This is a genomic window from Terasakiella sp. 4MB5A, from assembly GCF_050058155.1.
GTDB lineage: Bacteria > Pseudomonadota > Alphaproteobacteria > Rhodospirillales > Terasakiellaceae > Terasakiella > Terasakiella halodenitrificans.
The window spans coordinates 3177420-3192334 of sequence record NZ_CP188815.1 but is presented as its reverse complement, the minus strand read 5'-3'; the positions used below and the strand labels follow the sequence as shown (position 1 = coordinate 3192334).

Below are 14915 nucleotides of genomic sequence, written 5' to 3'. Positions count from 1 at the left end.
AGATAGGAGGTTAAACGTATGCATGCCTCGCCGATGCATTATCCGGCCCTCGTCCTCAATGCGGATTTCCGTCCTTTGAGCTACTACCCGCTGTCTCTATGGCCATGGGAAGAAGCCATTCGAAATGTTTTTACTGGACGGGTGCAGGTGGTGTCGGAATATGATGCCTGCGTGCATTCCCCCAGCCTTGAAATGAAATTGCCGAGCGTCATTGCGTTAAAAGAATACGCAAAACCGGTCTCCCAAGTCGCTTTCACCCGTTTTAATCTGTTTTTGCGCGATATGTTTTCCTGTCAATATTGCTGCGTGCAACTTCCTGCACAGGATTTGACATTCGATCATGTCCTACCCAAATGCAGGGGCGGGCGGACCCATTGGGAAAATATTGTGACGGCATGCAGGCCATGTAATACGCGAAAGGGACATCTCAGTATCAAAGATGCCGGGATGAAGTTAATGATCCCCCCCTATAGACCCAGCAGTTTCGAACTTCAAGAACACGGCCGCTTCTTCCCGCCCAACCATTTACACGAAAGTTGGCGGGATTTTCTTTATTGGGATACGGAACTGGAAGATTGAGGGAAACCGGGGCTTCCCTCATAGCCTTGTTACACTTTTCCCTCGCTTGTTACACTTTTAGACCATTTCGCCATAGCTGCATTTGCTTGGCGTTCTTGGTTTATTCCCTTGCCATAATGCTCGATCATGGCGGTTGTCTTGTGGCCTGTAATTGCTTTGGTTTCATCGACAGAACAGCCTGCCTCTAAAAGCATTACGGTGGCGTTTTTACGCAATCCGTGAAACACCTTGTTCTCAGGAATACCAGCGTCACGGCTGGCTTTCTTGAACACGCGCTTAAAGTTTGAAATACCCCAACGTTGATTGCTGGAAGTCGTCAGGATGTTGACGTTATCCTTGCTCATAGTCGGGATGATTTCAGACAATTTCGGGTGTAAGGGAATTCGAAGGCGAACCCCTGTTTTTTGCTGAATGACAGTTACTCGACCGTCCTTGATGTCGCTCCAAAGCATTTTGATGATGTCACCGACACGTTGCCCGGTGAACAGGGCAAACAGAACGGCATATCGCATTTGAACAGGCGTTGTTTCAGCTTCTAGGAAGGTTGTGATCTCTTCTTCTGTCCAAGGGAGGTGCTCCCCGCCTTTAAGACGCTTAATGCGCTCGGCTGGCGATACAGGGATGTATTCCATATCTACTGCGAAATTGAGAACTTTCTTCATAGTGCGCAAAAGATTATTTGCTGTCCCCGGTTTGTTATGGAATTCAGCCTGCATTTCCTTGATCAAACCGCGTTTAATTTCGCACAAGTCCATGTGCCCGAAGATTTGGCGCAAACGATCTAGATCAAGGCGATATTCCCGGCGAGTGCTTTCTTTGAGGTTCAGGAAGTCAGTGCTTTTCTGATACTGCTCACAGAGGTGGTCGAAACCACCTCTGCAACGTTCTTTGATATCCTCAAAGCTGGCATGAATACGGGCATAGTTCGCCAAGAATTCATCACTATGACGTTCACCTTTGATCTTTTGGAGTTGACCATTTCGGCGGTAATAAAAATCGGAATAGCCACCGGGTCGTTTATGCTCTGTTACATACTTAAGTTTTTGCCGCATTTGCCAATTTCTCCCTGAAAAGGTTGATGGATTGGGACTGGAAATCAGAACCGCCTTTGAGCTTGTCAATGTATCGGTCGAGATCCTGAAGATCCCAAAGCTTACGTTTAACGTCAGGGTGACTGATTGGTTGAGGTGCGGTATGATTTTTGACTAACTTTAGGAAGCTAGTAATTGACAGGCCACAACGCTTTGCGGCTTTGTTGGCAGATAACATTCGTTCGATCATTAGAAGCTCTCCATCAATTGCATTGATTGGAAGGCTGTTACGATCCCTTCTTTAACTCCGACGAGGTCTTGAAACTCATGTGGATATACCCTTGGAAGGCAAAGACTTTGCTCTTGATCGTATTGTTCGAAGGACGTATAATTTGTCTCCGTTAATATCATTGATAGATACCTTATCTGTTAGAGAACCGTTGCAGCGGTTCTGATGGTTAACACGGATTTCAGAGCGGCTCGGGGATTAACTCTTCGAGCCGTTTTTCAGTTCAGACAGTTCTTTTTTTAGTTTTTTGTTTTCTCTCCTCAGTTTGTTTTGTTCAAGTTGTGCGTGTTTGACACTTTCCTGTAAAATAGACAGGGTTTCTTGATAGTTGCCCGGTAGCAGAATGTTGGCTAATTCTTCAATTTTATTGAAAGCAGAATCGTAGTATTCGGGGTCGACAGCTAACCCTTCTTTGAAATCTGAATACTTGAACCTTAAAATTGAACCATCTTCTACTTCGAATGGGACAGCTAACTCTAAGACTTCTCTTGGGTCTAAGTTTAATTCCATACAGATTAGGGCAAATTTGGGAAGTGGTGGAAATTGACCGCCTTCTTCACCAGCTAATTCATAACGTGCTAAAGAATTTTGACTAATTTTGGTGCGACGAGATAACTCAATCCTAGAAATACCCAATTTTTCACGCGCCGTACGGATTTTCCACCCGACAGTTTGGTCGAATGGACTTATGGCTTTATCTTTTTCGTCAACCTTAAGTGTTAACTGCTTAAGTTCGCTCATTAGTTCGTAAATTCTATCTTCAGTATCGTGTGACACATTGCCCTCATCAATTTGGTAATAATATTTTTACCATTCTAGTAAGGTGCTTGCAAGATAAGATTTCTACTATTTGACGTAATAATTCATTAAAATGGTAAAAAGCGGATTCATGGAACCCGCTTTACTTAGGTGTGATGAAATTAGCGTTGTGTGAACTTGTCAGGATTTACCAGCTCATAGCCTTCGTTGAGAATAGAAAGATTTCTCAGAATGGGACGTATAATTGGTACGAGCTGTTCGTGATTACCCCAAGAAAAACCTAAAGCGGCAGGTTCTTCAATTTCGTGATTTTCTTTGAGTTGGTCAGCAAGTGCGGCTAACTCATCACGTTCAATTTTGAACAAGTCAATTCCGAGGACTGCTGTATCAATGATACGTTCTGCAATGTTGCCTTTGAAGATGGTATCGGCAGCTTCTGGATTATCTTGGAACAATTCCCAAAAACCAAAACCAGTATCAGGCTGTTCACAAAATAGGTTTCGTTCAATGGCTAAGTCTTCAAGTTCTTGCGGCTCCAATTCTTCAAGAAATTCATGCGCGATATTTATCAGCTTGAGAACAATTCGCTTGCCATCTTCAAAATCGCCGTCTCTGAGATTATCAATTTCTTCTAAAGTTTCATGAAGAGTTGCTGCGACTGTTTCTTCTTCGCTAACGTTAACGCTTAACGTTTCTTCTTCGTATACGTTACGAAGGGAAGGCGAAGTTGCCTCTTCTGTTTGAGGGGCGATGTGATTTTCCGCCGTGACAGTTTCGTCTTCCTCTACGTATACACTACGTAGCGTAGGTGATAGCGTGTCTTTTTCTATTCCAATAAGCCAATTCACTGAAACATCATAGAGTTCAGCTAACACTTTGATGCGAGTGATATTGGGTTCTTGTTTACCGTTTTCATATTTCTCAATTGAGTTATGTGAAATTCCAGTTTCCTCTGAAACTTGTCGGCGTGATAGTTTTTTATCGTCACGTGCTTTACGCATACGAAATGCTAGAGTCTCTTCTTGATTTTGAGTTGGTACATCTTTTGACTGTTGCATGATAATCAACCTTTCCATTTAAGTTTACGCACCACATTGGTGCTTGGATAAAACGGGTCACCGTGCTTGCCCGCAGTGCCTTTCAGTGTAATAAGCGGGACTGTTCGTCCTCGCTCTAAGCCTTGGTGCTCTGAGATTTCCCAAGGAATTCCGATGTCGGTAAGAGTTTGAAGGACAGCCTCAAAGCCGCCTTGCTCATTAGCGACCAGTAGGTCTGCTGTTTTCTGCTGCTTAACGATGATCCTGAAAATATCGTTGTGAATGGATGCGGAATGTGTTGCTGCGATTTGATCTTCAACAGCAAGTTCTTCGTCCGTTTTTTCCGGTTCTTCAAGATATAGCGCCCGAAGGCCCCGGCTCCATGTTAGTTGACGCGCACCTTTGAAAGCTTTGCCGTATTGGCGGAACAAACGGGCGTCTTCTTCGGAACCTGTATCCTGATAGCTGCGAAGAATTTGCCACGGTGTACGTCCGCCGCGTCCCTTTTTCATATGTGCTTTTGTTAGCTCGTGAGAGGCTCCCCATTTACTGACGTAATCCGCAGCCCCACTTTCATTTGAAACAGGGTCGAAGCGAAATGCATCACGCGAACAAAGGCCATAACCCATCTTGAAAACGCGCTTTTGCCATGTGCTGAAAAGCCATTCAGCGAGATCGTTAGCATCTTGGTCAGAAGCGTGAGATTTAAATAGGATTAATACATGAATATGCGGGTGCCAGCCGTTTTCGCCGTGGGTGATTTCTAACGCACGAACGTCACCGAGCCAGCCACATTCGTCACGCATTTGCTGCCATTTTTTACCAGCTTTTGTTTTGCGCCATGCTTCGGATACTGTGTCTTTCAGTTCCTTTGGATGCTGGAATTTATTATGTGGCATGGTAAAGGTTGCCATATAAGCAAACCCACCCGCCTCTTTGTGAGCTTTAAGCAAAGCGTCCAGTTCTTCCCGGCGACCCTCAGTGATTTTCGCGGCACAGACAGGGCAATGCCAAACCGAACCACAGGTTTCAATCCCGCCGAAGTGGGAAGTCTCGTTTTCATGGTGAAGAGTTACGACTTGAGAAGTTGCCCGTTGTCCGCAGGTGTGAACACGTTCGTTCTGGAGTAAACGACCAGAACTACGGCGGAGGCGGTGGCGCTCTTTCTTCCCAAAACCTGGTTCTACGTCCTTATCGCCATTGTGAGGTGAAACACTACTTGCGTATTTATCAAGGGAACTGCCTTTGGCAGGGGAGTTGACCTTATCCACGGCGGTGCCGGTGGAAAGGTCTTTGCGAGGGGTTCCCCTCGCGCTCTCCCACTCGCCGTGTGGCAGGGGTGCAGGCGCTTCGCCCGTTGGGCTTGACCTGCCCCCCTTGGGGGCAGTGTGTGGAGAGGCCACCGCATCAAGAACCCACTCACTGCGTTCGCTGGGGTTCTTGACCCGGATGTCAGAAGTGCGGGTCTGGGATGCAATGGAGTGTGAAGGAAAGGCTCTCACTGGCTTTGCCCTCCATTTCCGTCTTCGACGTAAACGAGGGGCAAAAGCTGGTCTAAACCGTAATCAAAGCGTTCGCCGTATTTATCTCGCCATTTGTCCGTTAAAAGCCCACAGGAATGCGCAAGAATGTTTGCATGGGTTTCGTAGCCGTCTTCTCTCAACGACTCTCCTGCGATATCTGAGAGGCAAATCCAAAAGGCTAAAATTGATGGTGGTGGTGTTTGCATGCTCATTTGGCACCACCACGAGTACGTTCAGCACGTTCGGCTTCTCTGATAAGTCGGCGCAAGGCAGTGATCAAATTTCCTTGGCGTGACAAAATAGTGGATACGTTTCCGACGCTTGTGCCAACACGGCGTCCAATTTCCTTATTGGAAAGACCTTGGAAGTAGAAACGGATTATTTGTGCATCGCGTAATTCTCGCTCAGCTGTAACAATCCTTTCTCGGTAAAGCTTGCGAACTAATTTCAGGAAACTAGGGTTTGTGTCATGTTCATCAGCGAGAATTGATAAACGAACACGTTGTTCAGCAGTCGTTTGTCCGGTTAAGGCTTCGTCAACGATGCGTCCTAGATTATGAAAACGCTCTTTTGCTTCTTTGCGGTCTTGTTCCGCTAATGCTGCGAATTTTGCATTACAATCGGTACGCTGCTTTCGCATTTTCAAAGCAAGCGTGATTTCCTTGATAAGTACTGGCCCCTGTTCCACAAGAAGTTCAGCGACTTCCCACGGTAGATCAAGCTCGACTGTGCAGGTGTTGCCATATGGCTTTATAGCATTGCTCATAACGCACCTCGCGCAGTGAGCAATGAGGCGATGAAAATGCGAAATGCGGTCATCACCGATAGGCGGATAATCTTAGGGTTATTTGTTGAAAAGTACCCTGTAAGGTATTGATGCATTCCATCCTCCATTGGAGGGGAAGTGCAGCAAGGCTTTAATATCTAAGATTAATTCCGTTTTTCTTTATTGGGATACGGAACTGGAAGATTAAAGTTCCTGATTTCGTTTTTTTATTTAACCACTAGCCTCTTCGGTATGCGAAGGGGCTTTTTTTATGTGAGGTAAGGTTATGGGTGGTTTTGAAATCTTTATGTTAATTAGCACAATTTTGTCTTCGACAATGTCGATTGCACAGGCGCAGTCGCAAAAAAAGGCGCAGCAGAAAGCTGCTCAACAAGCAGCAGACCAAGCGGCGAAGGACCAATGGGAGGCATATGAGAAAGCAGAGAAAAAACGCAAAGAAGATTTACGAAAAGCTTTGGCCCAAAAACGCGCCCGTATGGGGGCGTCTGGTTTTTCACCAGTTGATGGGTCTGCCGGTGCAATTGTACAAGGCATGCGTAATGATACGGCCGAAGCGATTTTTGAAGATTATGAAACGTCAAAAAAAGAATTGGATCGGACCATATCGGGGATTCAATCGAACTTGTTACAAAGCTCCAAATCCGCAAATCGTCAAATTATGAATGAGATTGGAGGTATGGCAACTTCAATTGGCGGAACGATGTTGAAGGGAATAGATCAAAAGAAACCTGAGATCGATTATACGAAAGAACAGCCGGGACAACTTTACGAATTTTAAGGAAGAGAATCCCTTTGACAAAGGCGCGTAAACCTATATATTGCGCGCCTTATCACTTCCTGGGAACGTTGGTTGTTGTGCAACCACGCCTTTTAGGCCTACCGGGACAAGAAAAACGGTTATAAAATAAGGATTTAACCTATGTCTAAGCGTATTAGCGCAAAATATAAAATCGACCGCCGTCTGGGCGTAAACCTATGGGGTCGTGCAAAATCTCCGATCAACCGTCGCGATTCCCGTCCGGGTCAACACGGTCAACGTCGCCGTAAAGTATCTGACTTCGGTCTGCAGTTGATGGGTAAGCAGAAGCTGAAAGGCTACTATGCGAACATCTCTGAGAAACAGTTCCGTCGTTACTACAAAGAAGCTGTTCGTCGTGCTGGCGATACCGGCGAAAACTTGATCGGTCTGTTGGAAACGCGCCTCGATGCGATCGTTTACCGTATGAAATTCGTACCGACTATGTTTGCTGCGCGTCAATTCGTCAGTCACGGTCACGTTCTGGTAAATGGCAAACGCGTTACCATTTCTTCTTACTTGGTAAAAGAAGGCGACACGGTTGAACTTCGCGCGAAATCTCGCGAAATCCCGATGGTTCTGGAAGCGGTTGCTTCTGGCGAACGTGACGTTCCGGAATATATCGAAGTAGACCACAAGAAAATGGTCGGCAAGTTCATCCGCGTACCGAAGCTGGAAGACGTGCCGTACCCGGTTCAAATGGAACCGAACCTGGTTGTCGAATATTACTCTCGTTAATTTGTACGAGACGAAATCGAACGAAAAACGCTCTGTCTTTTGGACAGGGCGTTTTTTTGTTGGAATGTTATCTTGCGTTCAGTTCTTTATCTTATGTGGAATAACCTGTAGTCTATAATCTCCTTAATGATGATGTGTGCGTGGTTGATGTCAAACGAGAGTATCCAGTCTATTTGTCCAGGCAATTGCGATGATTTAACACAATTTGCCATTACGATGGCATTTCAGCCTGTTGTCGATGTAGAGGCGCAAGATATATATGCCTATGAGGCCCTAGTGCGGGGGGTAAAGGGAGAGGGTGCGGGAGAGATCTTGGCCGGGGTCTCGGACGATCAGATGTATGCGTTTGATCAATGCTGCCGTGTGAAGGCAATCGAGTTGGCTGCTAAACTCGGGATGACTTGCCGTTTGAATATTAATTTCATGCCGAATGCGGTTTATCACCCACGGGCCTGTTTGCAAAAAACCATTAATGCGGCAAGGGAATTCAATTTCCCTGCTGAGATGATTACATTTGAATTTACAGAAAATGAACTTGTAAGCGATCACGCACATTTGAAGAATATCATTCTGACCTATCAGAAAAATGGATATATGACGGCGATTGATGATTTTGGGGCGGGCTATTCCGGCTTGAACTTACTCGCGGATTTTCAGACCGATAAAATTAAAATTGATAGGCAAATTATTATCGATATTGATCAACACAAACCCAGACAAGCTATTCTTGCCGGCATATTGTTGATTGCAAATGAATTGGGGATTTCGGTGGTCTGTGAAGGTGTTGAAACCGTGCAGGAATATAAATATCTGAAAGAGCAAGGCGTTCGCTACATGCAAGGATATTTTTTTGCACGACCGAAAATCGAGGCTTTGACCCCAGCATCAGAAATAGACTGGTCATTTTAAGAGTTTGATCTGGATTTCTTTATCATATCAGCATACGATTATAGTTTAATTATTTGAACTTTATTGATAAACGAATGACTTCCCCCTCTTTATATCATTTGTCTAAAGAAGAATTAATCACGCGCCTTGAAGCCTTACAGGTCGAATGTGATCAATTGCGTTTGAAGTCCTTGTCTCAACAAGCTGGCCTGATGTTTGGTGAAGCTGTTGAACAGATCTCTGAAGCCGTTGTTATCTACGGTAAAGATGGGGGGTTGCTGGCCTGGAACCAAAATTTTGCGGATCTTTACGGGTATACGCCTGAGGATTTAAAGCCCGGCATCCATTTTTCCGAGTTGGGCCGAATTGATTTGGAACGAGGAAATGTTGCCGTTGGCGATGAATATGGTGGCGGGCAGGAATATTTAAAACGTAAAGCGGAATACCGCACAAAACTGGAAGGTTCCTTTGTTGTTCGTCTAAAAGATGGGCGCTGGATCAAAACAACGGATCGGCCAATGGGCAATGGTGGTTTTGTCAGTGTTCAGGTTGATGTAACGGAATTGAAAAAGCTGGAAGAACGGATGCGTTACATGGCGCAACACGATATGCTGACCCAGATCCCGAATCGTAATTTATTGGTAGAAAAAGGGGCATTTGTTCTGGCAACAGCGAAACGTAGCCATGAAAAATGTGCCGTTCTATTTATTGATATTGATGACTTTAAAAAGGTAAATGACACGTTCGGTCATGCCATTGGGGATGATGTACTGCGTGAGATTGCAAAACGTTTATTCAACCGTCTGCGTGAAACCGATTTGATCGCGCGGGTGGGGGGGGATGAATTTATTGTCTTACTTTCCCAACAATTTGATGATGTAACAGCACAAAAAGTGGCTGAAGATCTGATTGATCAGATGAAGTATCCGTTTTATCTGGACGGGTGTCAGGGAACAGTGGGGGTGAGTATCGGGATTTCTTACTTCCCTGAGGATAGCGATAATTTGGACGGCTTAATCCAAAAAGCAGATATGGCGATGTACCGGGCGAAGGCCAGTGGTAAGAATAAATGGGCAATGTTTAAATCATAAACATAAAAAAAACCTTCGCACCCATGATACGAAGGTTTTTTTAATTCAGGAAAGTCCAATTAGGCAGCGACTTCGATGCCTTTGTCTTTTAACAACTGTGCCAATTCGCCGTTTTCGAACATTTCACGCACGATGTCACATCCACCAACAAATTCGCCGGAGACATAAAGCTGGGGAATGGTCGGCCAATTGGAAAACTGTTTGATCCCTTCGCGGACTTCCGGGTCGGTCAGAACATCGACGCCTTTGAACTTAACGCCCAGGTGAGTCAGAACCTGAACGACGGCAGCGGAAAAGCCACACTGCGGGAACATGGGCGAACCCTTCATAAAGAGCAATACAGGGTTATCGGTAATGTCCTGTTCGATGCGTTCAAAAACGGGATTGTCTGTCATGACGTAAAATTCCTTCATAGCTATGATCGATTAGGGATATGGCTGGCTTTTGCCCATTTGTCAAGTTTGTGACGCTCTCATTTGTCGTCTTTGAAGTAGGGTGTTGGCACTATATAGTGCCAAGCCGCACCAGATCAGGGCAAATGTAATTAGGTTATGCAGGCTGAAAGGTTCCAAAAAAATAAAAACGGCCAATAAAAACTGGCAGGTCGGATTGATATATTGCAAAAGACCGACTGTCGAATAACGAAGTTTTCGGGCGCCAAAACCAAATAAAATTAAGGGGATCGCTGTAATAGGGCCGGCGAGCATCAGCAAGATCGTCATATCCCAAGAACCTGTTGTGAAATAAAGTGCATCCTGTTGAGATAAATAGACCATATAAGCTAAGGCAAAGGGTGTGATCAGGGCTGTTTCCAGAAACAGACCGACAGTGGACTCCGCAGGGGCTTTTTTGCGTAACATTCCATAAGTGCCGAAGGATAGGGCAAGGATAAGGGCAATCCAAGGTAGCTTACCGACAAACCATAGCTGGTAGATCACACCGCATAAAGCCAACGCAATGGCAAAAGCTTGTGTCCGGCTAAAACGTTCTGCAAAGAAAATAGCGCCTAACATAACGGCGACCAGCGGCATGATGAAATAGCCCATGCTGCCTTCAAGGGCCTGTCCACTGACAACAGCGTAGATATAAAAACCCCAATTAAGGGCAATTAACGAGGCACTTAGGGCAAAAAGAATCAGCTTGCGAGGTGATCTGACGATTTGCATGACGGCCACCCAGTTTTTGGAATAGGTAATCAAGAGGGCCAAAAGCAAAAAAGACCAGACAATCCGGTGCGCCAAAATTTCAATGGGGGAAACCACGTCCAGTGCTTTAAAATACAGCCCGAACATGCCCCAAAATATATAAGCCGTCATTGCCGCTATAACGGCAAGACGGCTATCTGATGGCGATGTAGTGGTCAAATTATAAAGATCTTATTCAGGTGCGCTGGTTTGTAAAGCCAGTGCGTGTAGATCTCCACCCATTTTGCCTTGCAGGGCGGCATAAACCATTTGGTGTTGTTGAACACGGCTTTTACCTGTGAAGGAAGGCGAAACCACATAAGCGGCATAGTGATCACCATCGCCACGCAAGTCTTCAATACGCACGTCTGCATCCGGCAGTGCGTCGCGGATCATGCCTTCAATTTCGTGTGCTTCCATAGCCATGATTTAAGCTCCCATTCTCGGTTTGTAAATTCGTTCCATAGGATATAAGTGAGCCATGTGCAAGCGTCAATCTTTTAGGCACAATTGAAGGACGGCAAAGCCCAATAAGAAAAGCGCCCCCAGGGAAATAGGGGCGCTTTTTTTTTAAAAGGATTGATCTTTGCCTTAAGCTGCCTGATGGCTTTCGCCTTGCTCTGTTAAGATCGCATAAAGGGCTTCAGGCGTATCGGAACCACGTAATTTTTCGCATGCGCTGTCATCACGCAAAAGACGGGAAACGCGAGCCAGTGCCTTAAGGTGGTCTGCTCCAGCCCCTTCAGGGGCCAAAAGGACAAAGATAAGGTCGACAGGGTCATCATCAATAGAGTCGAAATCGACAGGTTTTTCAATGCGCGCAAAAAGCCCATAAAGGCTGTCCAGTTCATTGAGTTTGCCGTGGGGGATTGCAATGCCGTTGCCGACACCTGTGGTGCCGAGGCGTTCGCGTTCCAGCAATACATCGAAGATCGCACGTTCGTTCAAGCCGGTGACGCTGCTGGCGTGTCGGGCCAACTCTTGCAGAGCCTGCTTTTTACTCGTTGCGCGCAAGCTTGCAACAACACGTTCCGGTGTCAGAATATCAGAGATTTCCATAGTGTATTAATTCCGGTTCCTAAATATAGATGACGGATATCGACGTTAGCTGTTTTGCGGATCGATCCAGCCGATGTTACCATCTTCACGACGATATACCACATTTACGCTACCATTTGCACTGTTTCTGAAAACAAGTACGGGTAAATCGGCGAGGTCCATTCGCATAACGGCATCAGCAACAGCCAGTTTGTGGATTTTTTTGTCCACTTCGGCGACGATGGCCGGCCCGGCTGCTTCTTCCGCGATTTCTTCTTCAAAGCCGGAGAAGACAGTATATTGCGCTTCTTCCGCTTGTGCTCTTTCATTGTCGCGATGATGGTCGCGCAGGCGACGCTTGTAGCGACGCAATTGTTTTGAGATCCGTTCAATCCCTTCGTCAACGGCTGCATAGGCATCTTCTGCCTTGCCACGCCCTTGTACGTGAATTTCTTTCCCAACGTGAACGGTAATGTCAGTTTTAAACAGATGTTTATCTTTCGAGACGGTGACTGTACCCTCAACTGCTTTATCGAAATACTTTTCAGTATTTGATTTCAGCGCATCTTCAATATGTGTACGCAGGCTATCGCCAACGTCCATTTGTTTTCCTTGTACCGCAATTCTCATATCAGAATTTCCTGCTTGGTTATTGGCCATTTAAAACAACCGGCCCTTCAAGCGTGTCATCAATCTTTACAAACGTTACACGTTTACATAGCAGTGCCAGACTGCTTGTGTGAAGGCCGGGAACTTAGTGGCAGTGTCCCTATATGTCAACAGTATTAATATATGTCATTTATACCCCCCTCTTTTTGATGTTCATCATAAACATGTGGGAAAAGAAGAGTGGATTGTCAATTTACTTTCCGAGCAAAGCTTTTTTCTCCCGCCTCCTTTGAACAGAAGAAGAGATACCAAGGGCTTCGCGGTATTTTGCGACCGTGCGCCGGGCAATATCAATTTGGTCGCTTTTCAAAAGCTGAACAATCTTGTCATCAGAGAGAATTTTTCCGGGGTTTTCGTCGTCAATAAGGCGTTTTATTTTATATTTTACCGATTCTGCACTATGTGCATCGCCACCATCGGCGCGATTGATTGCAGAGGTGAAAAAGTATTTCAGTTCGAAAATACCACGAGGGGTGGCTATATATTTATTTGAAGTGACCCGTGAAATTGTACTTTCATGCATTTCGACAGCCTCGGCAATGTCGCGCAAAACAATGGGTTTTAAATATTCAATTCCCTTTTGAAAAAAAGCATCCTGTTGACGGACTATTTCCGTTGCGACACGTAATATGGTGGTTGCGCGTTGATGAAGAGATTTGACAAGCCAGTTGGCTGTTTGAAAGCATTCACTGATATAATGCTTCGAATCTTTATCAAGGCTCAGTTGGTTGACTTCAGCATAATACGTGTTATCGACCAAAACACGAGGCAGGTTTTCACTGTTTAACTCGACGCGCCATTTGCCCTTTAAGCCCTGTTTCATCAAAATATCCGGTGTGATAGCTTGAATTTCACTGGTGTCAAAGGCAAGGGCCGGGCGGGGATCAAGGGCTTGTATTTCCGTGATCATGTCTTGTAAATCTTCTTCGTCTATACGACAAATTTTAAGCAAGGCATCGAAATCACGTTTGCCGAGCAGATCAAGATTGTCAATCAAGCTTTGCATGGCCGGATCAAAACGATCTTTTTCCTTGAGTTGAAGGGCAAGGCATTCCGACAAGCTCCGGGCAAAAATACCGATGGGGTCGAGTTGTTGTAGTTTACGGAGCACTTCTTCCAGCAGGCTTTCTTCACAAGCGAAACTTTCCGCCAGTTCGCAAAGATCACCTGTGAAATAACCGCTTTCATCCAGATGTTCGAGCATCAATGTCGCCATCAAGCGTTCGCTTGTATCTGAGAAATCCAGATTGATTTGTTCAATCAGGTGATCGCGTAGTGACAAGGTGGTGGATATATTTTGTTCCCAGTCAAAACTTTCACCGTCGCTGTTACTACCTGCTTTGGATAAGGACATATTGTCCAAACCGCCGGAGCCAGCCAAAGTTTGATCGCCGGGGGTATCGCTGCTCCATTGATTGTCAACCTCAGCATCAATCGATTCGTTATGGCTTGTATCCTGATTGTTGAGGTTCAAATCTTCAAGTGCGGAGGCTTCAGGGTTCTTTTCGTTATCGTTTTGTTGGGGATCGGCAGGTTCCTGAAAAGGCGCATCTTCGCTTTCATCACGTTGGAGAAGCGGATTGCGTTCCAGCTCTTCTTCAACAAAATCGTTAAGTTCGAGATTGGACATTTGCAGGAGCTTAATAGCCTGTTGCAATTGCGGTGTCATCACCAGCGATTGCGACTGTTTGAGATCTAACCTGACGCTGAGTGCCATTGTTTATCTCAACCTACAAACTGAAACGTTCGCCCAGATAGACGCGGCGGACGTCTTCGTTGCCAACGATGTCACGCGGATTGCCTTCCATCAGGACGGACCCATCGTGAATGATATAAGCACGGTCAATGATATCGAGCGTTTCGCGAACGTTGTGGTCAGTGATTAAAACGCCGAGCCCGCGATCTTTGAGATGTTTTACCAATTCACGAATATCGCCGACGGCAATGGGATCAATCCCGGCAAACGGTTCATCTAATAAAATGAAATGAGGTTGTGAGGCCAAAGCGCGGGCGATTTCAACCCGGCGACGCTCCCCCCCGGACAAAGCCAAGGCAGGCGCGCGGCGCAGGTGTGAAATGGAAAACTCTGCCAATAAGGCTTCCAGACGGGCTTCGCGGCGATTGCGTTTTGGTTCCACAACTTCCAAGACAGCGCGAATATTTTGTTCAACGGTCATGCCGCGAAAAATAGAGGCTTCTTGTGGCAGGTAGCCGATGCCGAGGCGGGCGCGGCGATACATCGGCAGGTCAGTGATGTCATGGCCGTCTAGGGTAATGGACCCGTAATCAGGTGCAATAAGTCCGGTAATCATATAGAAACATGTGGTTTTTCCGGCACCGTTTGGTCCCAACAAACCGACGACTTCACCGCGCTGGATTTTCAGGCTGGCGCCACGCACGACCGGGCGTTTTTTAAAACGTTTCCCTAAACCGTCTGCGACCAATCCCTGATTATCAGCGACGACGTGCGGTGACATCTTCTTTTGTTTCATTCTTTTTTCCGACA

General features: G+C 46.0%; 19 protein-coding genes. 5 read left to right on the top strand and 14 right to left on the bottom strand.

What is annotated here, in order from left to right; all coding sequences use genetic code 11:
- Positions 1-18 precede the first annotated feature (18 nt).
- Positions 19-579 (top strand): HNH endonuclease, encoded by a 561-nt coding sequence (locus ACI0FF_RS15085; RefSeq protein WP_419797608.1) that lies wholly within the window; start codon positions 19-21, stop codon positions 577-579.
- Positions 580-608: 29 nt separating this feature from the next.
- Here ACI0FF_RS15085 and ACI0FF_RS15080 read toward each other — a convergent pair whose 3' ends face one another.
- From ACI0FF_RS15080 to ACI0FF_RS15050, 7 genes are all read right to left on the bottom strand, one after another.
- Positions 609-1631 carry a tyrosine-type recombinase/integrase gene (locus ACI0FF_RS15080; RefSeq protein WP_419797607.1) on the bottom strand — a complete coding sequence of 341 codons (1023 nt, stop codon included), beginning with the start codon at positions 1629-1631 and terminating at the stop codon, positions 609-611.
- Entirely contained in the window at positions 1615-1860 is a 246-nt protein-coding gene (locus tag ACI0FF_RS15075) for a helix-turn-helix transcriptional regulator (protein WP_419797606.1), read from the bottom strand. The genes ACI0FF_RS15080 and ACI0FF_RS15075 overlap by 17 nt, the downstream gene beginning before the upstream one ends.
- Positions 1861-2097: 237 nt before the next feature.
- Positions 2098-2640 carry a helix-turn-helix domain-containing protein gene (locus ACI0FF_RS15070; RefSeq protein ID WP_419797605.1) on the bottom strand — a complete coding sequence of 181 codons (543 nt, stop codon included), beginning with the start codon at positions 2638-2640 and terminating at the stop codon, positions 2098-2100.
- A 179-nt stretch (positions 2641-2819) separates the two neighbouring features.
- Positions 2820-3716: a helix-turn-helix domain-containing protein gene (locus tag ACI0FF_RS15065; protein ID WP_419797604.1), complete on the bottom strand. Its 897-nt coding sequence runs from the start codon at positions 3714-3716 to the stop codon at positions 2820-2822.
- Between the two features lie 5 nt (positions 3717-3721).
- On the bottom strand, positions 3722-5197 hold the full coding sequence (locus ACI0FF_RS15060; protein ID WP_419797603.1) for a protein rep: 1476 nt from the start codon (positions 5195-5197) through the stop codon (positions 3722-3724).
- On the bottom strand, positions 5194-5430 hold the full coding sequence (locus ACI0FF_RS15055; RefSeq protein WP_417821371.1) for a hypothetical protein: 237 nt from the start codon (positions 5428-5430) through the stop codon (positions 5194-5196). The genes ACI0FF_RS15060 and ACI0FF_RS15055 overlap by 4 nt, the downstream gene beginning before the upstream one ends.
- Complete coding sequence (locus ACI0FF_RS15050; protein ID WP_419797602.1) at positions 5427-5984, bottom strand: hypothetical protein; 558 nt, start codon at positions 5982-5984, stop codon at positions 5427-5429. The genes ACI0FF_RS15055 and ACI0FF_RS15050 overlap by 4 nt, the downstream gene beginning before the upstream one ends.
- Before the next feature lie 286 nt (positions 5985-6270).
- Here ACI0FF_RS15050 and ACI0FF_RS15045 point away from each other — a divergent pair, with 286 nt between their 5' ends.
- From ACI0FF_RS15045 to ACI0FF_RS15030, 4 genes are all read left to right on the top strand, one after another.
- Entirely contained in the window at positions 6271-6783 is a 513-nt protein-coding gene (locus tag ACI0FF_RS15045) for a hypothetical protein (RefSeq protein WP_419797601.1), read from the top strand.
- A gap of 141 nt (positions 6784-6924) precedes the next feature.
- Positions 6925-7539 carry a 30S ribosomal protein S4 gene (gene rpsD, locus ACI0FF_RS15040; RefSeq protein WP_188661501.1) on the top strand — a complete coding sequence of 205 codons (615 nt, stop codon included), beginning with the start codon at positions 6925-6927 and terminating at the stop codon, positions 7537-7539.
- A gap of 147 nt (positions 7540-7686) precedes the next feature.
- Complete coding sequence (locus tag ACI0FF_RS15035) at positions 7687-8448, top strand: EAL domain-containing protein (RefSeq protein ID WP_419797600.1); 762 nt, start codon at positions 7687-7689, stop codon at positions 8446-8448.
- Positions 8449-8522: 74 nt separating this feature from the next.
- Positions 8523-9518, top strand: coding sequence for a diguanylate cyclase domain-containing protein (locus tag ACI0FF_RS15030; RefSeq protein WP_419797599.1), 996 nt, complete (start codon positions 8523-8525; stop codon positions 9516-9518).
- Positions 9519-9577: 59 nt separating this feature from the next.
- Here ACI0FF_RS15030 and grxD read toward each other — a convergent pair whose 3' ends face one another.
- The 7 genes from grxD to lptB all read right to left on the bottom strand — a co-directional run bounded on the left by grxD (position 9578) and on the right by lptB (position 14901).
- Positions 9578-9913: a Grx4 family monothiol glutaredoxin gene (gene grxD, locus ACI0FF_RS15025; RefSeq protein WP_419797598.1), complete on the bottom strand. Its 336-nt coding sequence runs from the start codon at positions 9911-9913 to the stop codon at positions 9578-9580.
- Between the two features lie 60 nt (positions 9914-9973).
- Positions 9974-10882 carry an EamA family transporter RarD gene (gene rarD, locus ACI0FF_RS15020; RefSeq protein WP_419797597.1) on the bottom strand — a complete coding sequence of 303 codons (909 nt, stop codon included), beginning with the start codon at positions 10880-10882 and terminating at the stop codon, positions 9974-9976.
- A gap of 12 nt (positions 10883-10894) precedes the next feature.
- On the bottom strand, positions 10895-11128 hold the full coding sequence (locus ACI0FF_RS15015; RefSeq protein WP_419797596.1) for a BolA family protein: 234 nt from the start codon (positions 11126-11128) through the stop codon (positions 10895-10897).
- A 165-nt stretch (positions 11129-11293) separates the two neighbouring features.
- Entirely contained in the window at positions 11294-11761 is a 468-nt protein-coding gene (gene ptsN / locus ACI0FF_RS15010; protein ID WP_419797595.1) for a PTS IIA-like nitrogen regulatory protein PtsN, read from the bottom strand.
- A gap of 45 nt (positions 11762-11806) precedes the next feature.
- Positions 11807-12370, bottom strand: coding sequence for a ribosome hibernation-promoting factor, HPF/YfiA family (gene hpf / locus ACI0FF_RS15005; RefSeq protein WP_419797594.1), 564 nt, complete (start codon positions 12368-12370; stop codon positions 11807-11809).
- Positions 12371-12602: 232 nt separating this feature from the next.
- Entirely contained in the window at positions 12603-14126 is a 1524-nt protein-coding gene (gene rpoN, locus ACI0FF_RS15000) for an RNA polymerase factor sigma-54 (RefSeq protein ID WP_419797593.1), read from the bottom strand.
- A 13-nt stretch (positions 14127-14139) separates the two neighbouring features.
- Positions 14140-14901, bottom strand: coding sequence for an LPS export ABC transporter ATP-binding protein (gene lptB, locus ACI0FF_RS14995; RefSeq protein ID WP_419797592.1), 762 nt, complete (start codon positions 14899-14901; stop codon positions 14140-14142).
- Between the last annotated feature and the right edge of the window lie 14 nt (positions 14902-14915).

Bases quoted from the DNA above. Each gene is read 5' to 3' on its own strand.
- ACI0FF_RS15085 (WP_419797608.1), top strand. From the start codon at position 19: ATGCATGCCTCGCCGATGCATTATCCGGCCCTCGTCCTCAATGCGGAT.
- ACI0FF_RS15080 (WP_419797607.1), bottom strand. From the start codon at position 1,631: ATGCGGCAAAAACTTAAGTATGTAACAGAGCATAAACGACCCGGTGGC.
- ACI0FF_RS15075 (WP_419797606.1), bottom strand. From the start codon at position 1,860: ATGATCGAACGAATGTTATCTGCCAACAAAGCCGCAAAGCGTTGTGGC.
- ACI0FF_RS15070 (WP_419797605.1), bottom strand. From the start codon at position 2,640: ATGAGCGAACTTAAGCAGTTAACACTTAAGGTTGACGAAAAAGATAAA.
- ACI0FF_RS15065 (WP_419797604.1), bottom strand. From the start codon at position 3,716: ATGCAACAGTCAAAAGATGTACCAACTCAAAATCAAGAAGAGACTCTA.
- ACI0FF_RS15055 (WP_417821371.1), bottom strand. From the start codon at position 5,430: ATGAGCATGCAAACACCACCACCATCAATTTTAGCCTTTTGGATTTGC.
- ACI0FF_RS15050 (WP_419797602.1), bottom strand. From the start codon at position 5,984: ATGAGCAATGCTATAAAGCCATATGGCAACACCTGCACAGTCGAGCTT.
- ACI0FF_RS15045 (WP_419797601.1), top strand. From the start codon at position 6,271: ATGGGTGGTTTTGAAATCTTTATGTTAATTAGCACAATTTTGTCTTCG.
- rpsD (WP_188661501.1), top strand. From the start codon at position 6,925: ATGTCTAAGCGTATTAGCGCAAAATATAAAATCGACCGCCGTCTGGGC.
- ACI0FF_RS15035 (WP_419797600.1), top strand. From the start codon at position 7,687: ATGTCAAACGAGAGTATCCAGTCTATTTGTCCAGGCAATTGCGATGAT.
- ACI0FF_RS15030 (WP_419797599.1), top strand. From the start codon at position 8,523: ATGACTTCCCCCTCTTTATATCATTTGTCTAAAGAAGAATTAATCACG.
- grxD (WP_419797598.1), bottom strand. From the start codon at position 9,913: ATGACAGACAATCCCGTTTTTGAACGCATCGAACAGGACATTACCGAT.
- ACI0FF_RS15015 (WP_419797596.1), bottom strand. From the start codon at position 11,128: ATGGCTATGGAAGCACACGAAATTGAAGGCATGATCCGCGACGCACTG.
- ptsN (WP_419797595.1), bottom strand. From the start codon at position 11,761: ATGGAAATCTCTGATATTCTGACACCGGAACGTGTTGTTGCAAGCTTG.
- hpf (WP_419797594.1), bottom strand. From the start codon at position 12,370: ATGAGAATTGCGGTACAAGGAAAACAAATGGACGTTGGCGATAGCCTG.
- rpoN (WP_419797593.1), bottom strand. From the start codon at position 14,126: ATGGCACTCAGCGTCAGGTTAGATCTCAAACAGTCGCAATCGCTGGTG.
- lptB (WP_419797592.1), bottom strand. From the start codon at position 14,901: ATGAAACAAAAGAAGATGTCACCGCACGTCGTCGCTGATAATCAGGGA.